We start from the raw sequence: 22,534 nt of genomic DNA, 5'->3' as shown, positions 1-22,534 counted from the left end.
TCCGCCCTCTCCCCGTCATTGCGAGGAGCCCTTGCGACGAAGCAATCCAGAATCCCACCGCGGAAAGATTCTGGATTGCTTCGCTGCGCTCGCAATGACGGAGGATGCGGCGCTGTCCCCGCGCTTCGCGCGGAAGCAGGGGTCCTACCGCGTCATCTTGATCTGCCGCACGACGGGGATCGTCGGCAGCGAGCCGGTATGATCGGTCTCGTCCTTGGCCTGCGGGGCGGCGGGGGCGCGCGCGGTGGCGTCGGGGAAACGCTGCTTCATTTCGCGGAGGAAGCCGTCGAGCGTGTCGACGCTTGCAGCGAGCTTTGCAATGTCGGCGAATTCGGCGCTGGAGGCGCCCGCCGGCTTGCTGGCGATGTCGAAGGCGAGCCGGTCGGCGCTCTCGCTCATCAGGGGGGCATATTTCTCGCGGAAGCGCGACAGCCCGATCGAGTCGTCGGCGAGCGCATAGCCGACCGCGGCGCGGATGATGTCGCTCTTCTCCACCGCATTGAGCGGCTTGAAGTCGCGGAAGCGGTCGCCGTAATAGAGCTCGATCTGCTCGGCGGACTCGCGCCAGCGTCGCCCCGCCCAGAAGATGTCGGACCGCAGCCGCAGCACCTCACGCCCACTGACGTTGGAGACGATGTCGAGCGCGAGATCATGGCGGCCGACGTCGCTCTGCGCGCGCGCTTCCAAGAGCAGGCGCTGCTGCCGCAACTCGCCGGAGAGATCGCTGATGCGGCTGGCGCGCAGCGCGGTGATCGCCATGTCGGGCTTGCGGTTGGCGAGATAGATCATCGCAAGGCGCGCGGCGACCTGCGCGCGCGCGGCGCCTTCGAGACGGTGGTCGACCTGGTATTGCAAGAGCTCGGCGGCCTGGTCGAGCAGATCGATCGAGGCGAGACGATCGGCCAGGCGGCGGATCAGCTCGTCACCGCGGCGGCCGATCGGCGTCAGCTCGCGGAACTCGTAGAACATCCCGAGCGCCTCGACCGGCGGCAGTTCGTCGCCCTTCGGCCCCAGGAAGATCTGCGTAAACAGATCCGACGCCAGATCCTGCGCCTGGCGCGAGGCTTCCGCGTTCGGCTGCAGCTTGGTCGCGGTACGCGCCGCCGTGAGCGCATCGCGATAGCGTCCGTTCTCGGAATAAAGCTGCGACAGCATCTGCAGCGTCTTGACCTCGATCGCGTCGCCGCGCCACGTCATCGATAGCGTCTCGAGCTCTTTCAGCGCGTCTTCCTTGCTGATCTCTTCACGCTTCTGCCGCAGCGCGATTTCGAGCTGCTTGGCTTCGGCGGCGGCCGGCCGGTCATTCGAGGCGACCGCGAATTTGTAATCGTCGAGCGCATCCCTGTCGTGGCCGAGCGCCTCGGCGAGCCGGCCGCGCAGCACGGCAAAGCCGGGCCCGGCCTCCGGCGAGACGCCGACAACCTCCATCTCGCTGCGGCGCTTCGAGGCACCGGCATAGTCCTTCACCTCGAGCGAGGCGCGCATCGCATCCATCGTCACGATGCGCTGGATGTCGAGCGGCAGCGAGGCGATGGCGAATTCGACATTCTTGAATTTTTCGCGGGCGTCCGCCCATTTGCCCTGGCGCGCATAGGCGAGTGCCTTCCAGAGCTGGGAATCGTGGCTGTTGCCGATCACGGGATTGGCGAGATCCTTCAGGCCCAGCGCCGGCCGGCCGATCAGAATGCTGGCGATCGCATGCATGATCAGCGCGCTGCTCTCCTCCTTGTTGAGAGGATCGCTCAGCATCAATTCGGTCACGGACTTGGCTTCGTGATACATCGCGCGCGACATGTAGAACTGGGCGAGATCGAGCCGCGGCAGCGAACGCTGCGCCGGCTCGACGGCCGAGATCGCCGTGATCAGATCGCTTTGGCGGGTCCAGAAATCTTCCGCTTGGCCCTTGCGCCAGCCCTCGGGATTGAAGATCGGCCGCACCGCAGTCGGTGCCCGCTCGGCCGAAACGTCGACCGGCGACAGCGTCAGGCCGCCCTTCTTGCCGAGGATGACCTTGTCCGATCCGACCTCGATGCCGACTTCGTCGGAGTTCGGCCGGATCGCGATGCCATGCGCGGATTCCAGCAGCGAGAGATCGACGAGATCCTGCCGCTTGATGAAGCCGCGGACCGGCCGTTGCGCGGTGACGACGTAGAGCATGTCGCCGGCATCAGGGTCGGTGAGCTTGTGCAGCAGGCCCGGATTGGCAAAGGGGATGGCGATGTTGGCGAGCGCGGGATCGGTGATGTTGCGCGAGATCAGCAGCGGCAGCGGCGTTGCCTGGATCTTGTCGGCGAGCGTCAGCAGCCAGTTGGTCTCCTTGCCGACCTCCTCGCTGGTCAGCGAATAGACCAGCGGCCGGGTGAGACGGATGCGTATCGCCTGCCCCTTCTCGAGCGGCATGCGGCTGACCTCGCCGATCATCGCACCACCCCGTGTGCGGATCGCCTCGATGTCGATCGGCTTTGGCGAATCGAACACCAGCCATACCGTGTCGCCGCGGCGGAACGCGGCCGCCGGCGTTGCGACAGGAATCGGGAATGTCACGCGCAGGCCATCGCTGTCGCGGCGCGCATCGACGCTGGCAACAGGAGGCGGCGGCGCGGCCTGAGCCTCAGCGGGCGCAGGCTTGGGCCCTTCCTTCGGAGCTTCCTTGATCGCTTCCTTAGGCTCTTCCTTGACCGGCTCCTTCGCAGCTTCCTTCACCACCTCGTTGGGCGCTTCGGTTACTACCGGCTTGGCAGGAGCAGCAGGCGCGGCGGCTTCCATTGCGGGCGGCGCGGTCTTGGGCGCTTCCGTGACGTGCGGAGCTTCGGTCGAGGTTATTGCCGGTGCCGGCTTTGGCGCCTCGGCGGACGGCATCGCAGCGGATGCTTCCGGCTTCGCCTCCGATTTCACCTCGGGCTTCACCTCAATCCTGGCTTCGCGCGCGATCGCCTCCGAGGTCGGCGGCTTGATCTCGCCATGGGCGTCCTTCGGCTTTGCGACCGCCGGCTTTTCAGCTGCCGGCGCCGGTCCGTGACCGCCGGATTCGGCCTTTGCGATCGTGGCTTCAGGCGTCGCCGCCGCCTTGCCCTTGTCGGGCTGGAACGCGATGTCGACGACGTAGTTCTTGTCGTCGCGGAAGGAGTGCACGTCGGAATCGCCGATCAGCGCGATCTCGACGCTGGTCTGGTCGATGTCGGACTTCTGCTTGATCGACGCGACATTCGGCGGCGCGGCGACGACGGCATCGGCGAGGTCGAAGCTGAGATTGGCGTTGAAGGCGAGCGTCAGCTTCTGCTCGTTGAGCACGGAGGAGACGCCGACGCCCTCGGGCATCTCGAACACGAAGCGCACGAAGGTCGGCTGCACCGAGGCGCGCACGCGGATCGGTGGCCGCTTCTTGCTCTCGGCCGCAGCGCGCTGGGCGCGCAGCGCGCGCTCGGCAGCGCGCGCGCGTTCGGCGAGTTCCTTGACCACCTCCTGGGGCAGGCTCGGTGGCGGCCCTTTCCAGCCTTCCGGCATCAGATCGATAAAAGTACGCTCGCCGGCATTCATGGTGTTGACGGTGACGCGCCGCGCCAGCGACAGCCGGATCGCGCTGCCGTCGGGGTCTCGGCGGGCGGAGTTGACGTATTCGGGTGCGCCTTCCGGCACGCGGTCGACGGGAACGTCGACGGGACGGTCAAAGCGGATGATGAGGATGGAGCCGGCGGTCGTGACCTCGGAGGGAACGTCCTCGCCGAGCTTGATCACAAGACGGGCAAAGCCGCCGCCAGCCGAAAAGCTCGCCTCGCCCCGGACCGCATCGGCAGCTCGGGCACCATTGTCAAGGCCGATCAGCAGACAGGCCGCCAACAAGACAGCCTTGCGGACATGACGCGACAGCCCCAGCGCCAAAGCGCGGGCTCGCGACATCAATCCAGCGGCAGCCTCTCGCGCCATTGGCGGCACTTCTTCCGGTTCGGCGGTCCATGCCGGCACTGGCGCCGGCCCGTGCCGTCGACTGTAGGTTTTGCCAATTAAGGACTTGTTAATGCTGTAATGACGACTTGATCCGGCACAATGTGTCGCGACGCCTTGTTCGTGGACCGAGACGTTCGCGCCCAGAATCTGGCGAGCAAGTGGTTAAGGAGGAGTTGACGCCTGCAAGCCGACCGCAGCTTCAATGTTGCTTTTCCGCGCCATCCGGCGCAGAGGAGCTCTCCCGCTCGAGACAAGCATCATCGTCGGTGTCGCCATCTTCCTCTTGCGGCGGCAATATATGCTGGTGGCTCAGCGCGGACGTCCAGGCAAACGTCATCGCCGCGATGAGCAGCCGATTGGCGGCTTCGATTGCGCGTTCTGCTGCGGACGAGTAGTTCATGGCTTCCTCCCGCGCTGCCGATTGCGAATGGCCGAAGCCTAGGACGAACTCTTCAGCCCCACTGTACTCCACTTCACATTTGTGCGCGTCAACTCATCGCAGCCCCAGAAGATGCCGCTTGTTCTCGCTGCATCCGAAACGCGAGTAGACGTGCTGCGCACGTACAACCCCCGAGACGTTGCGGTCCATCAACGACTCTGAATCAGATGTGATCACGGCGATTCGAATTCGATTGGTCAGCTTTGGGGGGCAATCAATGAGCGGAGAAGCCAACTGCATTGTGTGTAGCAGGGCCAGAGCGGTCGTAGCCGTCTTTCCAATCGCGCGGGGCTATGCCCTAAAGGTATATGAATGCCCCTGCTGCCACAGCACCCTGCATCTCGTGACTCGCATTGAGAACGCAGCGCTGATCAAGCAACACTGCGAGTCCCTCCTTCCCGTCGAGAATCCGCTGAGCTCGACTGGTCGCAAAGGTCAACAGCGGGTCGCGAATTAGACACGCAACGCGTCCGCCGCGTGCACGCAGGTTGCCGCCGCGCGCCGCGCCTCTTGAGCCCTCAATTCGGCTTTTGCGTCGGCTTGCCGTCGATCTTGGGGAGATCGCCGGCGGAGGCAGCCTGATCCCCGCCCCCATTGGCGCGGCGGGCCATCTCGACCGTCAGCCGCTCGGCGGCTTCCGACGACATCAGGCCCAGGATATCGGACATCTTTCGCGGGGCGATCGCCGAGGCGATCTCGATCAGCACGCCCATTTCCAGCCGGTCGAACACCCGCGCGGCGTCCTTGGGCTTCATGCCCTCATACATGGTCACGAGGCCCTTCAAGCGCTGGGCCTCCGCGGCTTTCTGCTCGGCCTGGGTCGCGGTGATGCGGGACTCCACCGCCTTCATCTCCTCGACCTTGTTCTCGATGCGCTTCTCGGCCGACTTCAAGAGGCTCTCGCGAATATCGATCTCGCGCTGGCGGGACTCGATCTCCTGGCGGCGCGCCTGCAACCGCTCAAGGATCGCGCGCTCCGAGGCCGAGACCTGCGACTGGGCCTCGTCCATCTTGACCGGGGTGCCCTCGAGCTTGGTCTCGGGGGCGGCCGGCTTCGGAGCTTCCTTCGGCGCTCCGTGCGTCGAGCCGGTGATGTCAGGGTCTTCGCCCCCGGGAAAATTCAAATTCTCCTGCGCCCAGGACTTCTTCACATGGTTCGGCTGGTAGTCGAAGACATAGCCGCCATTGATCACGAGGCCCGCCACTTTCAGCGTGGCGAGACCTGCGACCGCAACCAGGACGACCGGAATGACGCGGATGTTACGAAAGGACTTCATACCCTGACTTTATGCGGCAAGACCGTTGGACCCAAGACCGTTGGACCTTCGGCGCTCCGAGAAGGCTTCGGCGGCAGCGGCCACCGCTTTCGCCGCCGACGGCTTGGCGACGGGGGCGGCTGCGGCTTCCGGATTCGTGACGGGGCGCGCCGCGATCGCGATCTTGGAGAGGCGGCGCACCACGTTGTCGGCTTCGCCGAGCTGTTTGTGCAACTGGCCGGACATCTGCGTGGCGGCGGCAAGCTGGCTGCCGAGATTCTCGTTGACGTCGCGCACCGCGAGCTTGAGCCCGCCGATCGCGCGCTCGGCGATCTCGGTCGCGGTGATCAGCTCGCCGATGACAGCCTTCAGCGAATGCTCGTCCGCCTTCAGCCGCGTCAGCCGCTTGTTGAGCAGGATACAGTAGCCGATCGTGAGCATCAGCAGGATGGCCACCAGTGTCTCGATCGCCATTCCTAGGGAGTGGTTCATGGGGCCTCCATCAGCTTGTTCTGCTCGTCCACCTTCTCGAACATCGCAAGTGTCGTACTTGGCTTGCGCAAGGGTTTCGTCACGCGAATCGCAACGCGCTCTCCGACCCGGCCCATGCGTCCTTCGGTGATCGTGACGTCGCCGCACCGCACGGTGACGTTGGCATCGGCGCGCATGTCCAGCGGCAGCGTGTCTCCGACCTTCAGCCGCATCAGCTGCTTGAGCGGAATGTCGGCCTCGTAGAGCACGGCGTCGACGGAAATCTCGGCCTGGACGATCTCGGTGGCGAAATGACCCTCCCAGATCTGGTCGCGGCCGAACTTTTCGCCCATGAACATCTGGAGCAAAACGGCCCGGATCGGTTCGATGGTCGCGTAAGGCAGCAGCAGTTCGATGTTGCCGCCGCGATCTTCCATGTCGATGCGCAGGCGCACCAGGATCGCGGCGTTGGCGGGACGGCTGATCGCGGCGAAGCGCGGATTGGTCTCGAGCCGGTCGATCGTGAAGGTCACCGGCGACAGCGGCCGGAACGCCTGCTCGGCATCGGTCAGCACCACCTCGACCAGCCGCTTGACCAGCTCGGTCTCGATCGTGGTGTAGGGCCGGCCCTCGATGCGGAGCTGGCTCGAGCCGCGGCGGCCGCCGAGCAGCACGTCGATCATCGAGTAGATCAGGTTGGAATCGACCGTCGCCATGCCGAAATTGTCCCACTCCTCGGCCTTGAAGACCGAGAGCACGGCAGGCAGCGGGATCGAGTTCATGTAATCGCCGAACCGCACCGAGGTGATGCGGTCGAGCGAGACTTCGACGTTATCGGAGGTGAAATTGCGCAAGGATGTCGTCAGCAACCGCACCAGGCGGTCGAAGACGATTTCGAGCATCGGCAGACGCTCGTAGGAGACCATCGCCGAATCGATGATGGCGCGGATGCCGGAATGGTCGTCGAGCGTGACGTCGCCGACGGTGAAGCCGAGGAGATTGTCGATCTCCTCCTGCGACAGCACCCGCTCGCCGGAGTTCTTGCCGGTGCCGAGATCGCGACTGCCGTCCTCGACCATGGCCGCCCATTGCAGGGCCATGGTCTCAGACAGCTCGTTTTCGGCAGCAGCCTTCGCGGCCTCCGCGGGATCCTCGGAATCGAGCGACGCCTCCCATTGGGCGGCAATCGCATCCTGGTCCATCTGCTCGTTGCCGGCCATGACGCTAGCCCGTACCCTTCCGCAGCATCGTCACTGGAGGACGACTTCCTTGAACAGCACCGCGCTGACCTGCACCGGCGCGACCGCGGCGTTGACGCGCTTGGTCAGCTCTTCCTTGAGACGGAAGATGCCGGCGGAGCCGTTGAGGTCGGAGGAGCGCAGCTCGCGCACATAGGTCTGGAAGATGTCGGTGACGCGCGGCATCGTCGGCTTGATCGCCTCGACCTGCTTCTCTTCCTTCAGCTCGAGCACGATTTTGAGCTTCAGATATTGCACGCGTTCGCCGGGCGCGCCGGCGAGGTTGACCATCATGTCGGGCACCTCGACGAATACCGGCGGCTTCGGCGGGGGTGCGACCTCGGCATGGTGCTCGTCTTCGCCATGGCGGAAGAACAGGAACCAGGTCGCGGCACCGCCGCCGAGCACGACCAGCGCGCCGACGACGATCAGGATCAGCTTGAACTTGCTTTTGGGGGCAGCGGCTTCCGCGCCTTCGGCGGCCGCACCGCCTTCCGCTCCATTCTCTGCCATGATCGTCCGGGCTCGCTCATCTCAAAAAGGGCCGAAAGAGCGAAGCCTCCTGGCAGACAGTGACGCGATACAAATGCCCCAGCGCAAAGCGCTCCTCTTACCTGCAAACGCTACGGTAATAATGGTTAACGGAACCTTTCGATCGGGCCTCAACTAGGAAAAATCTGCCGGGCAAACATGGCTAACAGAACCTTTCTGCCCCCCGCCCACGCCGCTGAAAAATATCCAACTCATTGTAATTGCATCTCATTTCAAGTTGGCACGGCTTTCGCTGAGAGAGGGGCGAGACTGAACGGTTTGGGAGAACCCGACGGTCTCGTTCACGGGATCGGCCAAGGCGCTTGGGAGAGCGAAATGGCGGATCTCACGCAGGGGAGATTGACCGATGCAGAATGCGCTTCTGATCGGCTTGTCACGGCAGATGACGTTGGAACGGCAGATGGATGTCATCGCCAACAACGTCGCCAATGCCAATACCAACGGCTTCAAGGCCGACCATTCGCTGTTCGAGGAGTACCTCAACTCGAACGCGCATGAGGACAATTTCGTCGGCTCCGACCGCCGCGTCTCCTATGTGCAGGACCGCGGCACCTACCGCGACGTCGGCCAGGGGCCAATGGAGGCGACCAACAACCCGCTCGACATGGCGATCAGCGGCAACGCCTTTTTCGCCGTGCAGGCCAATGGCGCCGAGCGTTACACCCGCGACGGCAAGTTCGCGCTCAGCAGCACCGGCCAGCTCATGACCTCCGACGGCAATCTCGTGCTCGGCACCGGCGGCCCGATCGTCTTCCAGCCGACCGACCACGACATCAACGTCTCCCCCGACGGCACCGTCACTGTGCTCGAAGGCACGGCCAAGACCGACTCGATCCGCGGCAAGATCCGCATGGTGACGTTCGACGATCCGGCCAAGCTGACCAAGCTCGGCGCCAATCTCTACGGCGCCGGCTCCGCCAACCAGCAGACCGACGCCAAATCCACCCTGCAGCAGGGCTACATCGAGAAGTCGAACGTGAATTCGGTCGGCGAGATGAGCCGCATGGTCGAGGTCATGCGCAGCTACACCGCGATCGCCAACCTGCTCCAGCAGCAGAGCGACCTCCACAAATCGGCGATCGAAAAGCTCGCCGACGTTCCGGCCTGATTAGGGGACCACTGACATGCAAGCGCTCCACACCGCTGCGACCGGAATGGCGGCACAGGAACTGAACGTTCAGGTGATCTCCAACAACATCGCCAACCTGCGCACCACCGGCTTCAAGAAGCAGACCGCAGCGTTCCAGGACCTGATCTACGAACACATCCGCCGCGTCGGCGCGCAGGCCTCGGACCAGGGCACCATTCTGCCGGTCGGCGTTGACATCGGCGGCGGCGTCAAGACCGTCGGCACCCCGCGCAGCATGACGCAGGGCACGCTGTCGCAGACCGGCAACGACCTCGATCTCGCGATGTCCGGCGAAGGCTTTTTCAAGATCCTGATGCCTGACGGCACCTACCAGTACACCCGCGACGGCACGTTCCAGATGGACAACCAGGGCCGCGTCGTCACTGCGCAGGGCAACCCGGTGCAGCCGACCATCACGATCCCGAACAACGCCTCGGGCATCACCGTCAACGAGCAGGGCCAGGTGTCGGTGACGCTGCCGGGCTCGTCGAGCAACACCATCCTCGGCCAGATCGGCGTGACCCGTTTCATCAACAAGGCCGGCCTGCAGCCCGTCGGCAGCAACCAGTTTACCGAGACGACGTCGTCGGGCGCGCCGCAGGACGGCACCGCGAACTCCGAGGGCTACGGCAAGATCACGCAAGGAAGCCTCGAACAGGCCAATGTCGACGTCGTCTCGGAGATGAGCGACCTGATCGCCGCGCAGCGCGCCTACGAGATGAACGCCAAGGTGATCAGCGCCGCCGACCAGATGATGCAATCGACCACGGCGCTGTTCCGCTGAGGTGATGACCATGATCCGCGCGACGCTTGCCACCCTCTCCGCCCTGCTCGTGCTGGCGCTGCCGGCGCAGGCCGCCGACGACGGCATCGCCGCGCCGACGCTGCGCGCCAGCATCACCGTCACGTCCGACGTGGTGCGGGTCGGCGACCTCATCGAGAACGCCGGCTCGGCCGCGCTGATTGCGGTCTATCGCTCGCCCGATCTCGGCACCACCGGCGCATTGCCTGTTGCCCAGGTCCTGAGCGTGCTCCGCTCCAAGCAGGTGATCGGCGTGATGACCGGCGACATCAGGGAAGTCCAGGTCACGCGGCTTGCCCGCACCTTTGCCAACAAGGATCTCGAAAACGCGGTCGGCTCCGCGCTCGAGCGCCGCTTCGGGCTTGGCGACGCCGCCAACATCACCGTGACCTTCGACCGCGGCATTTCCGACATGCGGCTCGATGCCTCCAACACCGGCGCGCTGCAGCCGGTTGCGACGCGCTACGATGCCCGCAGCGGCCGCTTCGACATCGCCTTCGAGATCAACAACGACAGCAACCCGGCGCCGACCAAGCTGCGCTTCACCGGCACCGCGATCGAGACCGTGGAGGTCGCCGTCCTGACCCGCGACATCGAACGCACCGAGACGCTGAAATCTTCCGACGTCGCGCAGGAGCGACGGCCAAAGGCCGAAGTGACGGGCGAACCTGCGCTGCGCGACCGCGCGGTCGGTATGCAGCTTCGCCGGCCGATGCGCGCGGGCACGGCGATCCGCGCCGCCGACATCGCCAAGCCCGAATTCGTGTCGCGCGACCAGAGCGTCACCGTCATCTACCAGGTCCCCGGAATCTACCTCACCACCCGCGGCAAGGCGATCGAGAGTGGCGCCGAGGGCGACACCGTGAGCGTCCTCAATTTGCAGACCAAGCGTACGCTGACCGGCGTCGTCACCGGCCGCGGCCAGGTGACCGTGCTGGGCGCCAGCCAGTCCGCACCGATGGAGACTGCGGTCGAGCAGACCTCCTCGCTTAGGCGTGACGAAGCGCCCGCTCCTGTCGACACTGCAGCCCTCGTCCGGAACCTGGTCCAGGCCCCCGCGTCACCGGCGCAGATCGCACAAGCCCAGATCCCGCAAGTTCGCGTCTCGCAAGCTCCAGCCAAGCAAGCTCCAGCCAAGTCAGAGTAAGTCATGTCCTCGTTCAGTTCGGCTTCCCGTCTTCGTCGTATCGCGATCTCTGCCCTGCTGCTCGCCACTTGCGCGCTCGCAAGCGGCTGCTCCTCGATTGACCGTCTGTCGCAGATCGGCGAGCAACCGAAGCTGTCGGCGATCGACAATCCGACGACGCAGCCCGGCTACAAGCCGGTGCAGATGCCGATGCCGAAGCCGGAAGTCGCCTCCTACAATCCGAACTCGCTGTGGCGGAACGGCAGCCGGGCCTTCTTCAAGGATCAGCGCGCGACCCATGTCGGCGACCTCCTGACCGTGACCGTCAATATCACCGACAAGGCCAATCTCTCCAACGAGACCCAGCGCAGCCGCACCAATTCGGAAGATTCGGGCATCACCGATTTCATCGGTTCGAAGACGCTCGGCGTCCAGGCGCAGAAGGTGCTGCCCGGCCGCATCCTCACCGCCGACTCCACCGCCTCCAGCGACGGCAAGGGCAGCGTGCAGCGCACGGAAGCCTTGCAGACCAACGTCGCGGCGGTCGTGACCCAGGTGCTGCCGAACGGCAACCTCGTGGTCGAAGGCAAGCAGGAGATCCGGGTCAACTTCGAGATCCGCGAGCTCGTGGTCGCCGGCATCGTCCGCCCCGAAGACATCCAGAGCGACAACACCATCGATTCCAGCAAGATCGCGCAGGCCCGCATCGCCTATGGCGGCCGCGGCCAGATCACGGACGTGCAGCAGCCGCGCTACGGCCAGCAAGTCATGGACGTGCTGCTGCCCTTCTAGCCCTCTCCCGAGCTCCCACATCGTGTTCGCGAACCTAGGCGCGAACGACGATGTACGACGCGGCCCTCGCCAGCTCCCCTGGCGAGGGCCGCATGTATTTTGCAAGGTGTTGCTGTCATCGTCCGCGAAGGCGGACGATCCAGTACTCCGAGACCTTCGTTGCTGAACCGATACAGCACGGTGTACTGGATTCCCGCCTTTGTGGGGAATGACATCGGAGAGAGTCGCAACGCCTCACGTAAACTCCGCCTCCACCACTCCGAGCCCATCCAGCTCCATCCGCACCTTGTCGCCGGCTTTCAGCCACAGCGTCTTCACCAGGCTTCCGGTCAGCACGAGCTGTCCCGCGTGCAGGCCCTTGCCTTCGGCGGCGAGGTGGTTGGCGAGCCAGGCGAGTGCGTTGTGGGGATGGCCGAGCACGTCGGCGCCGGTGCCATGGCTGACCTCCTCGCCATTGACGAGGGCGCGGCCCTTGACCGCCTTCAGGTCCGGCACCGCCGAGCGCGGAACGGAGGCGCCCAGCACGCAGCCGGCGGCAAAGAAATCATCCGCAATCAGCGTCGGCGCGCCCATCGTCTCCCATTTCACGTAGCGGTCGTCGACGATCTCGATCGCGGGATGATAGGCCTCGACGGCTTCGCCGACCCATTCGGCGGTGAACGGCGCCTCGCCGGCGGCGAGATTGCGCTTCAGGCGCACAGCGATCTCGCACTCGACGCCGACATGGACATAGTCGGAGGCCGCGAGCTTGACGCCGCTGTCGTGCACGCCCTTCTGGAACACGCCGCCGCCGCAGGGGTGCGGGATGCCGATATAGTCCTGCATCACCTGGCTGGTGCAGCCGATCTTGTAGCCGACCAGCGGCCCGACATTCTTCAGCAGCAGATCATGCAGCGCGCGCTGGACCTGGTAGCCCTCGGCCTCGTCATCAGGCGGAACCTCGAGCGCTGCGAGCGGCGCATGGTTGCGGCGCGCCAGCGCGATCGCCTTTGCGGCTTCGAGAATTTTGTCCATCGGCGCCGGCTCCCACGCTACCCAATCGAGGGCGGCAGTGGAGCATCCCCGCCCGGGCCTGACAAGCGCGGGCGGCTTGTGGCATCACGCCTTGACCAGGCCGAGCCGGATCTTGACGCTGCTGGAATGCCTGACGCGGCCGAGCATCGGCACGACCGCCTGCAAGGGAATCCGGCTCGCGGCGCGCCGCACCGGCCAGTCCGCGCCTGGAGCCGCGGAACCCGCCGCGCCCGCGGTCCCAGTTCCCGCCGCAGGATGCGGCTTGCGGCCTGCTGCCGCCGGTTAAGGAAATATTGAGCTGGTCCAGGGCTTATGGAGATGCACGCCTTATAGCGTCGCATGAAGCCTGATTGCAGTGAAGCCGCTGGATCAGTGTCTCAGCATCCGAGACGATCTCGTTGATGCGACTCGCAAAACCTCCCGCACCTGAAGTGAAGGCTGTTTCTGATGTGAACTCACGTGAGCTTGCAGCAATCGACTCTACCTCCTTGATCGCGATTCACTTTTCGCGATTGCACTCGCGCGTCGAAGCGCGCGGCGGCAAACGTCAGGCAAAAATATCGATTGCGGCGCGAAACGGCGCCGTGAGCCCAAAAACAAAGAGCCGCATCGCCGCGGCCCGGACTCTATTCGTCGCGATAGACCTTCTCGCGTTTCTCGTGGCGCTCCTGCGCTTCCACCGAGAGCGTTGCGATGGGCCGGGCCTCGAGCCGCTTCAAAGAGATCGGCTCGCCGGTATCCTCGCAATAGCCGTAGGTGTTGTCCTCGATACGCTGGAGCGCGGCGTCGATCTTGGCGATCAACTTGCGCTGGCGGTCGCGGGCGCGGAGTTCGATGGCGCGGTCGGTTTCGGACGATGCCCGATCGGCGAGATCGGGGTGGTTCACGTTCTCCTCCTGCAGAGCCTGCAGCGTGAGCTTGGACTCTTTGAGGATCTCATCCTTCCAGGCGAGGAGCTTCATACGGAAGTACTCCTTCTGCCGGTCGTTCATGAAAGGCTCTTTTTCGGTCGGTCGGTAGTTTTTCAACTTTTCCAAGGGCGGCCTATCTTCTCAAGCAACGACTCATGAACGGAACGGGGTCCGTTGAGCCGGGGCTTATATAGCTACCCCATGTGACAGACAATATTTCCTTAATAGCGCAGTTAGCGCCCCCAAGCCCTTGCACAGGAAGGTTTATCCGGGAGGGCCCGGGGGCGGCCAAAAGCCGAGCTAGTAGCCGACCGTGAAACGCTGCCTCAAATGGGCCGGCTTCTCGATCTCATCGGCGAGCGCGATGGCGTAGTCGGCGAAGCTGATCCAGCTCTTGCCGTTCGCATCTGCGAGAAGCTGATCGGTCCCGAGCCGGAACTTGGTGGTCCGTTCCCCCTCGATGAACAGCGCCGAGGGCGAGATGAAGGTCCAGTTCAGCTCCTTTTCCTGGCGCAGCAGGTCGAGAAAGGCCCCACCCGCCTCCGCCTCGGCCTTGTATTGCGCCGGAAAACCGGGGGTTGTGACCAGTTTGACGCCGGGCGCGACCTCCAAACTGCCGGCGCCGCCGACAACCAGATAGCGCCCGACCTTGGAGTCCTTGGCCGCGCCGATCAGCTTGTGCGGGTCGCTCGCCAGGAAGTGGACGGAACTGATGGCCACATCGTGCCCGGCCCAGAGCTTGGACAGGCCGGCCTGGTCGAGCACGTCGCCCTTGGTCGGCGTGACGTTCGGCAGGATTGCAATCTTCTCCGGGTTCCGTGCGATGGCGGTGACGCCGTGGCCGCGCCGGGACAGTTCCTTGGTGATCTCCGAACCGGCTCGGCCCGAGGCGCCGGCAACTGCGATTTTCATGGAAGGCTCCTTCGCTTCTGTAGTAACCAATGGTGACTAGATATCGTAAGGAACGCTGGTGTTAAGAGAGCACTTTGTGCTTACCTGATTACGCAGGAGTAACCGGCAAGCCGAAAGCAAGTGCGAGGCAAGTGCGAGGCAAGTGCGAGGAATGAGATGAAACCCAACGTCTATGCAGCCGATTGTCCAACGCGCCAGATCCTCGATCGCGTCGGCGACAAATGGGCCGTGCTGATCCTGTTGTTGCTGCGCGAGGAGCCGATGCGCTTCAATCAGTTACGCCGCACGATTGAAGGCATCTCGCAGAAGATGCTGAGCCAGGTTCTCAAGTCGCTCGAGCGCGACGGCTTGATCAAGCGCCGCGCCATCGCGACCGTGCCGGTGACGGTTGAATATTCGATCACGCAGCTCGGTGTGACGCTCGCCGCCGCGGTCGATCCGTTGCGCGATTGGGCCGAGGAAAATCTGAAAGACGTGCTCGCCGCCCAGCGCCGCTACGATTCGCAGCAGAAAGACGAAGCGGCGTAAAGCCGTTCCGTAAGCGCCTCAAATGATCCGCTGGACGACTACGCCTGCCCGGCCTTGGCCAGCTCGACCTCGACGCGCAGCTCGATCTCGGACAGCACGGAATCGAGACCGGGATCGCCGGAGGACGATTTCAGGTTCGCAGCCGCATCGCGCAGCCGCATCACGGTCGATGTATCGAGATTGCCGGACAAGAGTCCCATCTTGAGATCGTCGAGCACGTCGAGCGCGGTCTTGCCGCGGACGACTGAGCGCTTGCGGCGCTCGACCGGATCTTCCTCGATGCCTTGCAGCGCGAGCAGCGCATCGATGTTGGCGGAGGCCTTGGGTGCGGTCGCAGCGCGGGTCTCCTGCGCCGAATTCGTGTCGGGCAGCACGAAGGTGCCGGAGCTCGTTCGCCTGGCCTGGCTGGCCGGCGTTCCAAGCGTGGTGCCATTCGGTCCGTAGATGCGCATCGGAGCAATCCGGGTGATCGATGCGCCACATTCGCCGCTTTATGGTTAACGGGGCGTAAACGGCCCGGCAAAATCTGCCGACAGGCGGCAGTTTCGCTCCTTAGGGCGAATGCCGGCTGGCACCGATCCGAAGAGATTTATTCAACCTATTCAATCGACTATCCCATCTGCCCCGTGTTGGCACAGCGCTCGCAAGGAAAGCGTCGGACCAGCTCGTCATGGGAGTGTCGCAGATGGTCCGAGATGTGAGGAGCCTCGGGGAGCAGAGGATGCCAGGCGTTCGTTGGGTGAGGATTGTTGGGGTGGCCTGCGCCGCGCTGTCAGCGCTGGCGCTCTCGGTCGCGCCTGCGCGTGCGACCTCGCGCATCAAGGATCTCGCCAATATCGAAGGCGTGCGGCAGAACCAGCTCATCGGCTACGGCCTCGTCGTCGGCCTCAACGGCACCGGCGACACCCTCAACAACATCCCCTTCACCAAGCAGTCGCTGCAAGCGATGCTCGAGCGCATGGGCGTCAACATCCGCGGCGCCACCATCCGCACCGGCAACGTCGCCGCCGTCATGGTGACCGGCAATCTGCCGGCATTCGCGACGCAAGGCACCCGCATGGACGTCACCGTCTCCGCGCTCGGCGATGCCAAGGATTTGCGCGGCGGCACCCTGCTCGTCACCCCGCTCCTCGGCGCCGACGGCAACGTCTATGCAGTGGCACAGGGCTCGCTCGCGATCTCCGGCTTTCAGGCCGAGGGTGAAGCGGCCAAAATCGTACGCGGCGTTCCGACCGTAGGACGCATCGCCAACGGCGCCATCATCGAGCGCGAGATCGAGTTCGCGCTGAACCGGCTGCCGAACGTGCGGCTCGCGCTGCGCAACGCCGATTTCACCACCGCCAAGCGCATTGCAGCGGCGATCAACGACTATCTCGGCGTCAAGAGCGCCGAGCCGATCGATCCCTCGACAGTGCAGCTGACGATCCCGCCGGAGTTCAAGGGCAACGTGGTCGCCTTCCTGACGGAGATCGAGCAGCTTCAGGTCGATCCGGATCTCGCCGCCAAGATCGTCATCGACGAGCGCTCGGGCATCATCGTGATGGGCCGCGACGTCCGCGTCGCCACCGTCGCGGTCGCGCAGGGCAATCTCACGGTCACGATCTCCGAGAGCCCGCAAGTGAGCCAACCCAACCCGCTGTCGCGGGGTCGCACCGTGGTCACGCCGCGCTCCAGCGTCGGCGTCACCGAGGACGGCAAGAAGTTCGCCGTCGTCAAGGACGGCGTCTCGCTGCAGCAGCTCGTCGACGGCCTCAACGGCCTCGGCATCGGCCCGCGCGACCTCATCAGCATCCTCCAGGCGATCAAGGCCGCGGGTGCGATCGAAGCCGACATAGAGGTGATGTGATGCAGACCGGCATGATCAACACCGCGCACGTCGTCACCGCCGCACTCTCGAACCCAGCGTTCTCCGTGGAAAGCCGCAACGGCCGTCCCGATTTCGAGCTCGCCGCAGCGTTGCAAAAGGTCTCGCCGCAGCAGCAGGCCAAGACGCAGAAGACCGCCACTGACTTCGAGGGCATGTTCCTCAACAGCATGTTCGCGCAGATGACTTCGGGGCTGAAGGGCGAAGGCCCGTTCGGCGATACGCCGGGCACCGGCGTCTGGCGCTCGATGCTGACCGAGCAATATTCCAAGAACTTCGCCAATGCCGGCGGCGTCGGTGTAGCCCGCGACGTCTACCGTACCCTGATCATGCAGCAGGCCAAAACCACTCTTCGTACGGCATAAGGTCAAACGAGATGAACCACTTCAACGCGTCACGTCGGCCGATGCCAGCGCAGCGCCCGAACAATACGCCCGAGAGCACCGCTGCGCGCAAGCTCGCAGAGGACCTGATGGACGCGATGAGCGCCCTGCTCGGCCTGATCGAGCGCGAGACCGAGCTCGTCCGTGCCGGCAAGGTTCGCGAAGCGATGATGATGGAAAGCCAGAAGCAGGAACTGTCGCGGCGCTACGTCGGCGCCGTCAGCCAGTTGAAGGCGAACCAGGCCCAGCTTTCGAAATCCGCGCCCGAGCTGCTCTCGACGCTGCACCGCCACCACGACGCCTTCCGCGCCATGCTTCAGGTCAATCTTACCGTGCTCGCGACCGCCCATGCGGTCTCCGAGAGCGTCGTGCGCGGCGTCAATGCCGAGATCCAGAAGCGCAACGTGCCGAACACCTATACGGCGGCGGGCCGCCGCGCCACGCCTGGCCCGCGTCACATCACGCCGCTCGCGGTCAGCCGCACGCTCTGAGCGCAGACAAGGAACTCCATCCAATTTTACGAAAAACCGTGCGGCGAAAGCGTCGCGCGGTTAGTCACGTTTGCTTACCCGGTATTCAATCCTGGTGTTCCATGGTTGCGTATTGAGAGGGGTTGGGATTTGACTCACACGAGGCAACCAGGAGGCTGCCATGAGTACAGATTTCAGCATCAGGCCGGTGGGGATACCGGTCGCCGCGCTACCCATAGCGACGTCGAGCGCGGCGGCCAACGACGCCGTGCGGACCGATTTGCCCGCGAGCCAGACCGTCAGCGCGAGCGACGCTGGCGCCGCCGCGCGCAATGATCTGTACAGTCAGAACGTTTCGCGCCAGGTCGTGTTCAACCAGGCCGCCGCATCCTTCGTTTTCCAGGTCGTCAACGAGAAGACCGACCAGGTCGTGGAGCAATTTCCGGACGAAGCGATGCTGCGCCGCCGCGCCTATTTTCACGCGCTCGACCTCAGCAAGGCCGACGCAGAACGCCCGCTGTCGACCGACCGCAGCGCCTGAAGTCGTGGAGGCTGATCAGCAGAGCTAAACGCTCTGCTTCAGCAACTCGTCCTCCCGTTTGACGAGTTTCTGGATCTCCTTCAATGAATTGTACAGAGAGCCGCTCAGGATCAGCTTGCTTGCAGCCTCGATCGACGTTCTGAAGCTTGGCACCGCCTCGAGCAGATCCTTGACGAAGCTCACATAGAGCTCCTGGTATTTCGGGATGTCGTTCTCGAGGTACATCATCTGAACGCAAAGATAGAGCCGCTTCACCGGCGTGTCGGCGGTCTCCGCGGTCAGGAGATCCTTCTCCCGCATAATCGGCGCCTCTCCCGAGATCAATAGCCTGGTTCGCGCATCTGAGTTGGTGATGAGGCTTTGGCCGATGATGATTCGCTCGAAGGGCTTCAGTTCAACTTTCAGCGCCATCGCTGTTACCTCCTGCGCTCATACCAAAAACAAGCCGTCTGCGACGAAGCGAGAGATGAAAGACTCCTGCTCCAGCGAGCTGACCAGGTTCATCGGAGGGAACCCCACCGCCGGCTGCGCACGGGCCGGCTGAGCTACTTTCGAACGGTCGGCTTGCCGGCCGTAGCGCGGATTTCCGTTGCCAAACGGTAAATGGGTTTGGTTAACGAGACATTAACTACCGCGGCGCGCGGCGCGACAACGCGGATCGGTGACCAGGACGCTTCGCGATGCCGCGATTAGACCAGGTCGGCGTACGCCGTATTGAGCACGTTCGCTCCGGTCGCAGGATTGGTGACGACCGTCTTGATCTGCGCGTGACCGATCTTCTTCAGCAGGAACTTGGAGTCGCCGATTCGGAAGGAATTTTCCTTGATCAGCACGTCCTGGTACTGAACTGGGCCCGTGCCGCTCTGGTATTTGACCTTGGCGCGAAATCCTTGAACGTCAGAGATTGAGAACGAAAACTTCTCGCCTGTGGAATACGTCCCCTTCCAGGTTCCGGTATAAAGGGTGGAATCGACCGGAACATACTTCACATTCGATGACGAAGCCGTTGGCGCTGTCTTATAGCTGTTGCTCAGAATGCTAAGGATGTCCGCCATCGCTTGAATTCACCTCAATCGGCACGTCCTCTCAGACGCGCCCGCTCAATCCGGCTGCAATGTTGCGGTTTATCTCGATCAACGACTTGAAGTGCTCCCGCTGGGGGCTGATCTGCAGCGCCGCTGTCTGGGACAGCACGAAGATGCTGATGTTGGCGATGTTCTGCCGAACATCCATTGGCTGCGGGTTCCCATCGCGCTGAGCTTCGCTGAGAAAGATTGTCCAGAGTTTGCGGTTATAGATCAACGCCTCGGACATCTGCACATAGCTCGCATCGGGGTCGGATACGACGGCTTGCAGCTTGTTCGCCGCTTTCAACAATGTCTGGGCTTCAATATCGCGCGGGGATGAGGTGGTACTCGCGACGCGCGCGTAGGCTTGAGCGGCAGCACTAGACATTCGTCACCTCAGCAAACCTTGTTCCGTCTGACAAGTTTCCGGACTTCCTCGTTGTAACCCCTAAAGGCGGCCAATTAAGATTAACTTACTCGCTGCCCGAATTCGCGTCATCAGATTTGACGCAGGGGAGTTTCGGGCTCGAACCGAGCGCGGCTTTCGAGATCATCGCTGACCGGTCTGTTTCGGCCGAAGCAGGATTTCCCCGGCCAGAACCGCGGCGTTGTCCAGCACTGCCCCAGCCGTCGCCGATCGGAACGTATCGTTAACCACATTTCGTAAGCAGTGGTTAATCATATTTTAAAAGCTTTTGTTCACTCTTGCGGAGGCTGAAACCACAAAGCGCATTGACCCGGACTAGGACGCCGGCGGTGCACACAAGGGAAGTCATTCAAATGTCCGACGTCGTCCTTACCGCGGCAGTCCGTCAGAATCTGCTCTCGCTGCAGGGCACCGCTGATCTGCTCGCGACCACGCAGGGCCGTCTCGCCACCGGCAAGAAGGTCAACAGCGCGCTCGACAATCCGACCAACTTCTTCACCGCCGCCGGTCTCGATGCCCGCGCCAGCGACATCAGCAATTTGCTCGACAGCATCGGCAACGGCGTGCAGGTCCTACAGGCTGCCAACACCGGCATCACCTCGCTGTCGAAGCTGGTCGATACCGCGAAGTCGATCGCCAACCAGGTGCTGCAGCAGCCCACGGGCTACAGCACCAAATCAAACATCCAGTTCACCGGCACGGGCGCTCCCACCGGGACGGGCGGAGCCACTTCCGCGGACCTCACGACAAGTAAGCTCAACGGCGGCGTTTACACGTTTACCAATTCCGCCGGCACTGCTGCCACGATCACCATCGGCACTGCCCCGTCAAGCTTCAATCCGGTGACCAAGACCGCACAGGTCCAGTCGCTGGCACAGCTCAATCAGGCACTGGCGGATGCGGGCGTCAACCTCGCGGGCTCAATCACCGGCCCTGACAGTCTGACTCTTACGTCGACCAATGACGGTGCGGGACAGGTGATCACGGGTACCGCCGCTCCCGCTGCTCCCGTCACGCTGGACGCCATCAATATCAGCGGCAATGCCGCGGGCGGTGGCGCAGGTGGTGCCGTCGTTGCGGCGGTGCCCGACCAGATCTCGCAGCAAGCCAGGGCGACCCTCGTCAGCCAGTACAACCAGATCCTTCAGCAGATTACCACCACAGCGCAGGACGCCTCTTTCAACGGCGTCAACCTGCTCGATGGCAACTCTCTGAAAATGATCTTCGACGAGACTGGCAAGTCGACGCTGACGATCGCGGGCGTGACATTCAATCCGAACGGTCTCGGCCTGAGCCAGTTGACCGCCGGCGTGGATTTCACGGACAACGTCCTGACCGGCAAGGTTCTGACCTCGCTCAATGCCGCCAGCACCACGCTGCGGTCGCAGGCCTCCGCCTTCGGCGCCAACCTGTCGATCGTGCAGATCCGCCAGGATTTCTCGAAGCAGATCATCAACGTGCTGCAGACCGGTTCGTCCGCCCTGACGCTCGCCGACACCAACGAGGAAGCGGCCAACAGCCAGGCGCTGTCGACCCGCCAGTCGATCGGGGTGTCCGCGCTCTCGCTCGCCAACCAGTCGCAGCAGAGTGTGCTACAGCTCTTGCGTTGACGGCTGAGTCCGGCCTCTCTGCGGGCGATAAAATTGGGGCGGCGAGGCTTGGCTTCGCCGCTTCTTGTTTTTGTTCTCGTTCTCGTCACAAAAACCTGTGGGCACGACGACAACTCGACCGCCCTGACAGGCTAAACGAGAAACTCGTACAGCGGCCGACGCGAGGCAGTGGCGCACGGTTTCCAAGACGACTCTCATGCAGCCAACAAAACGGCGGGGCCGAGGCCCCGCCGCAATTCCGTAGCAAGACTTTTGTCGAACTCAGCGCAGCAGCTGCAGAACGCCCTGCTGCGACGTGTTGGCGAGCGACAGCGCGGACGTCGCAATCGACTGGCGGGTCGACAGCGCCTGACTGTTGGCCGCTTCCTCGTTGGAGTCGGCCAGCGTCAGGGCGGACGAACCGGTCTGAAGCACGTTGATGATGTTCTTGTTGAAGTCCTGGCGGATCTGCACGATCGACAGATTGGCACCGAAGGCCGACGCCTGCGACCGCAGGGTGACGCTGGCGGTGTTGAGCGCCGTCAGAACGGTGTTGGTTGCACTGTTGTCGATGAAGTCGCTGCCCGCGGTGAGCGACTTCAGGCCGAGACCGTTCGGATTGAAGGTCACGCCCGCAATCGTCACGGTCGATTTTCCGGTTTCGTCGAACACCAGCTTCAGCGAGTCGCCATTCAGCAGGTTGATGCCGTTGAACGAAGCGTCCTGCGCCGTGGTGGTGATCTGCGTGATGATCTGGTTGTACTGGGTGACCAGCGACGAGCGCGTGGCCTGCGACACCGGGTCGGCAACCGCGGCGACAATCGTTCCGGCGGTGAATGCTGCACCGCTGGTGGTGTCGATGTTTACCGAGCTCGACGCCGTGGCGGGCGGGGCGACATAGGCAGCACCGTTGGTGATGACCTGGGATGCGGCATCATTGGACGAGGTGAAGGTCAGCGAGCCGTTGGTATTGACGCTTGCGATCAGCTGAATACCCGCCGCCGAAAGCGCGCTGTTGAGGCCGGTGATCGTGTTGACCTGGTTCGCGGCGGTGCCGAGCGTGATCGTGGTGGTGCCC

24 protein-coding genes are annotated in these 22,534 nt (G+C 63.6%); 10 read left to right on the top strand and 14 right to left on the bottom strand.

Going from position 1 to position 22,534, the window contains the following annotated elements:
• Positions 1-144: 144 nt before the first annotated feature.
• The 6 genes from ABID58_RS15215 to fliL form a co-directional block, all read right to left on the bottom strand.
• Positions 145-3,924, bottom strand: a complete 3,780-nt coding sequence (locus tag ABID58_RS15215) for a tetratricopeptide repeat protein (protein WP_354033230.1) — start codon at positions 3,922-3,924, stop codon at positions 145-147.
• Between the two features lie 220 nt (positions 3,925-4,144).
• Positions 4,145-4,345: a hypothetical protein gene (locus tag ABID58_RS15210; protein WP_354033229.1), complete on the bottom strand. Its 201-nt coding sequence runs from the start codon at positions 4,343-4,345 to the stop codon at positions 4,145-4,147.
• Between the two features lie 557 nt (positions 4,346-4,902).
• Positions 4,903-5,661 carry a MotE family protein gene (locus tag ABID58_RS15205; RefSeq protein ID WP_148751399.1) on the bottom strand — a complete coding sequence of 253 codons (759 nt, stop codon included), beginning with the start codon at positions 5,659-5,661 and terminating at the stop codon, positions 4,903-4,905.
• Between the two features lie 9 nt (positions 5,662-5,670).
• Positions 5,671-6,132 (bottom strand): DUF6468 domain-containing protein, encoded by a 462-nt coding sequence (locus tag ABID58_RS15200; RefSeq protein ID WP_148751398.1) that lies wholly within the window; start codon positions 6,130-6,132, stop codon positions 5,671-5,673.
• Positions 6,129-7,331: a flagellar motor switch protein FliM gene (gene fliM / locus ABID58_RS15195; protein WP_148751397.1), complete on the bottom strand. Its 1,203-nt coding sequence runs from the start codon at positions 7,329-7,331 to the stop codon at positions 6,129-6,131. The genes ABID58_RS15200 and fliM overlap by 4 nt, the downstream gene beginning before the upstream one ends.
• 30 nt (positions 7,332-7,361) lie before the next feature.
• Complete coding sequence (fliL, locus tag ABID58_RS15190) at positions 7,362-7,862, bottom strand: flagellar basal body-associated protein FliL (RefSeq protein ID WP_354033228.1); 501 nt, start codon at positions 7,860-7,862, stop codon at positions 7,362-7,364.
• 385 nt (positions 7,863-8,247) lie between these two features.
• Between fliL and flgF the strand changes: the two genes are divergently transcribed.
• Genes flgF through flgH form a run of 4 tightly spaced genes read left to right on the top strand, consistent with a single transcriptional unit; the run spans position 8,248 to position 11,750 of the window.
• Positions 8,248-9,009, top strand: a complete 762-nt coding sequence (gene flgF, locus ABID58_RS15185; RefSeq protein WP_148751395.1) for a flagellar basal-body rod protein FlgF — start codon at positions 8,248-8,250, stop codon at positions 9,007-9,009.
• Positions 9,010-9,025: 16 nt separating this feature from the next.
• Positions 9,026-9,814 (top strand): flagellar basal-body rod protein FlgG, encoded by a 789-nt coding sequence (gene flgG, locus ABID58_RS15180; RefSeq protein ID WP_148751394.1) that lies wholly within the window; start codon positions 9,026-9,028, stop codon positions 9,812-9,814.
• Positions 9,815-9,824: 10 nt separating this feature from the next.
• A complete protein-coding gene (gene flgA, locus ABID58_RS15175; protein WP_354033227.1) occupies positions 9,825-10,979 on the top strand; it encodes a flagellar basal body P-ring formation chaperone FlgA in 1,155 nt (384 codons plus the stop codon).
• 3 nt (positions 10,980-10,982) lie between these two features.
• Positions 10,983-11,750, top strand: coding sequence for a flagellar basal body L-ring protein FlgH (flgH, locus tag ABID58_RS15170; RefSeq protein ID WP_148751392.1), 768 nt, complete (start codon positions 10,983-10,985; stop codon positions 11,748-11,750).
• A 234-nt stretch (positions 11,751-11,984) separates the two neighbouring features.
• On the opposite strand, the gene ABID58_RS15165 is transcribed toward flgH, so the two are convergent.
• The 3 genes from ABID58_RS15165 to ABID58_RS15155 all read right to left on the bottom strand — a co-directional run bounded on the left by ABID58_RS15165 (position 11,985) and on the right by ABID58_RS15155 (position 14,587).
• Complete coding sequence (locus ABID58_RS15165) at positions 11,985-12,764, bottom strand: 2-keto-4-pentenoate hydratase (RefSeq protein WP_354033226.1); 780 nt, start codon at positions 12,762-12,764, stop codon at positions 11,985-11,987.
• A 626-nt stretch (positions 12,765-13,390) separates the two neighbouring features.
• A complete protein-coding gene (gene dksA / locus ABID58_RS15160; RefSeq protein WP_008142458.1) occupies positions 13,391-13,756 on the bottom strand; it encodes an RNA polymerase-binding protein DksA in 366 nt (121 codons plus the stop codon).
• A 219-nt stretch (positions 13,757-13,975) separates the two neighbouring features.
• The gene (locus ABID58_RS15155) at positions 13,976-14,587 is read right to left on the bottom strand and encodes an NAD(P)-dependent oxidoreductase (RefSeq protein ID WP_354033225.1); all 612 of its coding nucleotides are present in this window, start codon (positions 14,585-14,587) and stop codon (positions 13,976-13,978) included.
• 156 nt (positions 14,588-14,743) lie between these two features.
• Here ABID58_RS15155 and ABID58_RS15150 point away from each other — a divergent pair, with 156 nt between their 5' ends.
• A complete protein-coding gene (locus ABID58_RS15150; RefSeq protein WP_148751352.1) occupies positions 14,744-15,115 on the top strand; it encodes a winged helix-turn-helix transcriptional regulator in 372 nt (123 codons plus the stop codon).
• Positions 15,116-15,153: 38 nt separating this feature from the next.
• On the opposite strand, the gene ABID58_RS15145 is transcribed toward ABID58_RS15150, so the two are convergent.
• On the bottom strand, positions 15,154-15,567 hold the full coding sequence (locus ABID58_RS15145; protein WP_354033224.1) for a flagellar assembly protein FliX: 414 nt from the start codon (positions 15,565-15,567) through the stop codon (positions 15,154-15,156).
• 269 nt (positions 15,568-15,836) lie between these two features.
• On the opposite strand from ABID58_RS15145, the gene ABID58_RS15140 reads away from it, so the two are divergent.
• From ABID58_RS15140 to ABID58_RS15125, 4 genes are all read left to right on the top strand, one after another.
• Positions 15,837-16,961 (top strand): flagellar basal body P-ring protein FlgI, encoded by a 1,125-nt coding sequence (locus ABID58_RS15140; protein WP_148751350.1) that lies wholly within the window; start codon positions 15,837-15,839, stop codon positions 16,959-16,961.
• Complete coding sequence (flgJ, locus tag ABID58_RS15135; RefSeq protein WP_354033223.1) at positions 16,961-17,344, top strand: flagellar assembly peptidoglycan hydrolase FlgJ; 384 nt, start codon at positions 16,961-16,963, stop codon at positions 17,342-17,344. The genes ABID58_RS15140 and flgJ overlap by 1 nt, the downstream gene beginning before the upstream one ends.
• Positions 17,345-17,355: 11 nt before the next feature.
• The gene (locus tag ABID58_RS15130) at positions 17,356-17,853 is read left to right on the top strand and encodes a hypothetical protein (RefSeq protein WP_354033222.1); all 498 of its coding nucleotides are present in this window, start codon (positions 17,356-17,358) and stop codon (positions 17,851-17,853) included.
• Positions 17,854-18,013: 160 nt separating this feature from the next.
• Positions 18,014-18,373, top strand: a complete 360-nt coding sequence (locus ABID58_RS15125) for a hypothetical protein (RefSeq protein ID WP_148751347.1) — start codon at positions 18,014-18,016, stop codon at positions 18,371-18,373.
• Between the two features lie 24 nt (positions 18,374-18,397).
• Here ABID58_RS15125 and flbT read toward each other — a convergent pair whose 3' ends face one another.
• The 3 genes from flbT to flaF all read right to left on the bottom strand — a co-directional run bounded on the left by flbT (position 18,398) and on the right by flaF (position 19,828).
• Positions 18,398-18,784 (bottom strand): flagellar biosynthesis repressor FlbT, encoded by a 387-nt coding sequence (flbT, locus tag ABID58_RS15120; RefSeq protein WP_148751346.1) that lies wholly within the window; start codon positions 18,782-18,784, stop codon positions 18,398-18,400.
• 278 nt (positions 18,785-19,062) lie between these two features.
• Positions 19,063-19,428: a hypothetical protein gene (locus ABID58_RS15115; RefSeq protein WP_148751345.1), complete on the bottom strand. Its 366-nt coding sequence runs from the start codon at positions 19,426-19,428 to the stop codon at positions 19,063-19,065.
• A 31-nt stretch (positions 19,429-19,459) separates the two neighbouring features.
• Positions 19,460-19,828: a flagellar biosynthesis regulator FlaF gene (gene flaF, locus ABID58_RS15110; protein WP_354033221.1), complete on the bottom strand. Its 369-nt coding sequence runs from the start codon at positions 19,826-19,828 to the stop codon at positions 19,460-19,462.
• Between the two features lie 392 nt (positions 19,829-20,220).
• On the opposite strand from flaF, the gene ABID58_RS15105 reads away from it, so the two are divergent.
• Complete coding sequence (locus ABID58_RS15105; protein ID WP_354033220.1) at positions 20,221-21,477, top strand: flagellin N-terminal helical domain-containing protein; 1,257 nt, start codon at positions 20,221-20,223, stop codon at positions 21,475-21,477.
• A gap of 261 nt (positions 21,478-21,738) precedes the next feature.
• Here the strand turns inward: ABID58_RS15105 and ABID58_RS15100 are convergent.
• Positions 21,739-22,534 (bottom strand): flagellin (locus tag ABID58_RS15100; RefSeq protein WP_354033219.1); only part of this gene is annotated, 796 nt, incomplete at its 5' end.

This window comes from Bradyrhizobium sp. S3.2.6, from assembly GCF_040546885.1.
GTDB lineage: Bacteria > Pseudomonadota > Alphaproteobacteria > Rhizobiales > Xanthobacteraceae > Bradyrhizobium > Bradyrhizobium cytisi.
This window is presented reverse-complemented; position numbering and strand designations above follow the sequence as displayed.

Excerpts from the sequence above, each read along its gene's own strand:
- ABID58_RS15215 (WP_354033230.1), bottom strand. The coding sequence starts at position 3,924 with ATGGCGCGAGAGGCTGCCGCTGGATTGATGTCGCGAGCCCGCGCTTTG.
- ABID58_RS15210 (WP_354033229.1), bottom strand. The coding sequence starts at position 4,345 with ATGAACTACTCGTCCGCAGCAGAACGCGCAATCGAAGCCGCCAATCGG.
- ABID58_RS15205 (WP_148751399.1), bottom strand. The coding sequence starts at position 5,661 with ATGAAGTCCTTTCGTAACATCCGCGTCATTCCGGTCGTCCTGGTTGCG.
- ABID58_RS15200 (WP_148751398.1), bottom strand. The coding sequence starts at position 6,132 with ATGAACCACTCCCTAGGAATGGCGATCGAGACACTGGTGGCCATCCTG.
- fliM (WP_148751397.1), bottom strand. The coding sequence starts at position 7,331 with ATGGCCGGCAACGAGCAGATGGACCAGGATGCGATTGCCGCCCAATGG.
- fliL (WP_354033228.1), bottom strand. The coding sequence starts at position 7,862 with ATGGCAGAGAATGGAGCGGAAGGCGGTGCGGCCGCCGAAGGCGCGGAA.
- flgF (WP_148751395.1), top strand. The coding sequence starts at position 8,248 with ATGCAGAATGCGCTTCTGATCGGCTTGTCACGGCAGATGACGTTGGAA.
- flgG (WP_148751394.1), top strand. The coding sequence starts at position 9,026 with ATGCAAGCGCTCCACACCGCTGCGACCGGAATGGCGGCACAGGAACTG.
- flgA (WP_354033227.1), top strand. The coding sequence starts at position 9,825 with ATGATCCGCGCGACGCTTGCCACCCTCTCCGCCCTGCTCGTGCTGGCG.
- flgH (WP_148751392.1), top strand. The coding sequence starts at position 10,983 with ATGTCCTCGTTCAGTTCGGCTTCCCGTCTTCGTCGTATCGCGATCTCT.
- ABID58_RS15165 (WP_354033226.1), bottom strand. The coding sequence starts at position 12,764 with ATGGACAAAATTCTCGAAGCCGCAAAGGCGATCGCGCTGGCGCGCCGC.
- dksA (WP_008142458.1), bottom strand. The coding sequence starts at position 13,756 with ATGAACGACCGGCAGAAGGAGTACTTCCGTATGAAGCTCCTCGCCTGG.
- ABID58_RS15155 (WP_354033225.1), bottom strand. The coding sequence starts at position 14,587 with ATGAAAATCGCAGTTGCCGGCGCCTCGGGCCGAGCCGGTTCGGAGATC.
- ABID58_RS15150 (WP_148751352.1), top strand. The coding sequence starts at position 14,744 with ATGAAACCCAACGTCTATGCAGCCGATTGTCCAACGCGCCAGATCCTC.
- ABID58_RS15145 (WP_354033224.1), bottom strand. The coding sequence starts at position 15,567 with ATGCGCATCTACGGACCGAATGGCACCACGCTTGGAACGCCGGCCAGC.
- ABID58_RS15140 (WP_148751350.1), top strand. The coding sequence starts at position 15,837 with ATGCCAGGCGTTCGTTGGGTGAGGATTGTTGGGGTGGCCTGCGCCGCG.
- flgJ (WP_354033223.1), top strand. The coding sequence starts at position 16,961 with ATGCAGACCGGCATGATCAACACCGCGCACGTCGTCACCGCCGCACTC.
- ABID58_RS15130 (WP_354033222.1), top strand. The coding sequence starts at position 17,356 with ATGAACCACTTCAACGCGTCACGTCGGCCGATGCCAGCGCAGCGCCCG.
- ABID58_RS15125 (WP_148751347.1), top strand. The coding sequence starts at position 18,014 with ATGAGTACAGATTTCAGCATCAGGCCGGTGGGGATACCGGTCGCCGCG.
- flbT (WP_148751346.1), bottom strand. The coding sequence starts at position 18,784 with ATGGCGCTGAAAGTTGAACTGAAGCCCTTCGAGCGAATCATCATCGGC.
- ABID58_RS15115 (WP_148751345.1), bottom strand. The coding sequence starts at position 19,428 with ATGGCGGACATCCTTAGCATTCTGAGCAACAGCTATAAGACAGCGCCA.
- flaF (WP_354033221.1), bottom strand. The coding sequence starts at position 19,828 with ATGTCTAGTGCTGCCGCTCAAGCCTACGCGCGCGTCGCGAGTACCACC.
- ABID58_RS15105 (WP_354033220.1), top strand. The coding sequence starts at position 20,221 with ATGTCCGACGTCGTCCTTACCGCGGCAGTCCGTCAGAATCTGCTCTCG.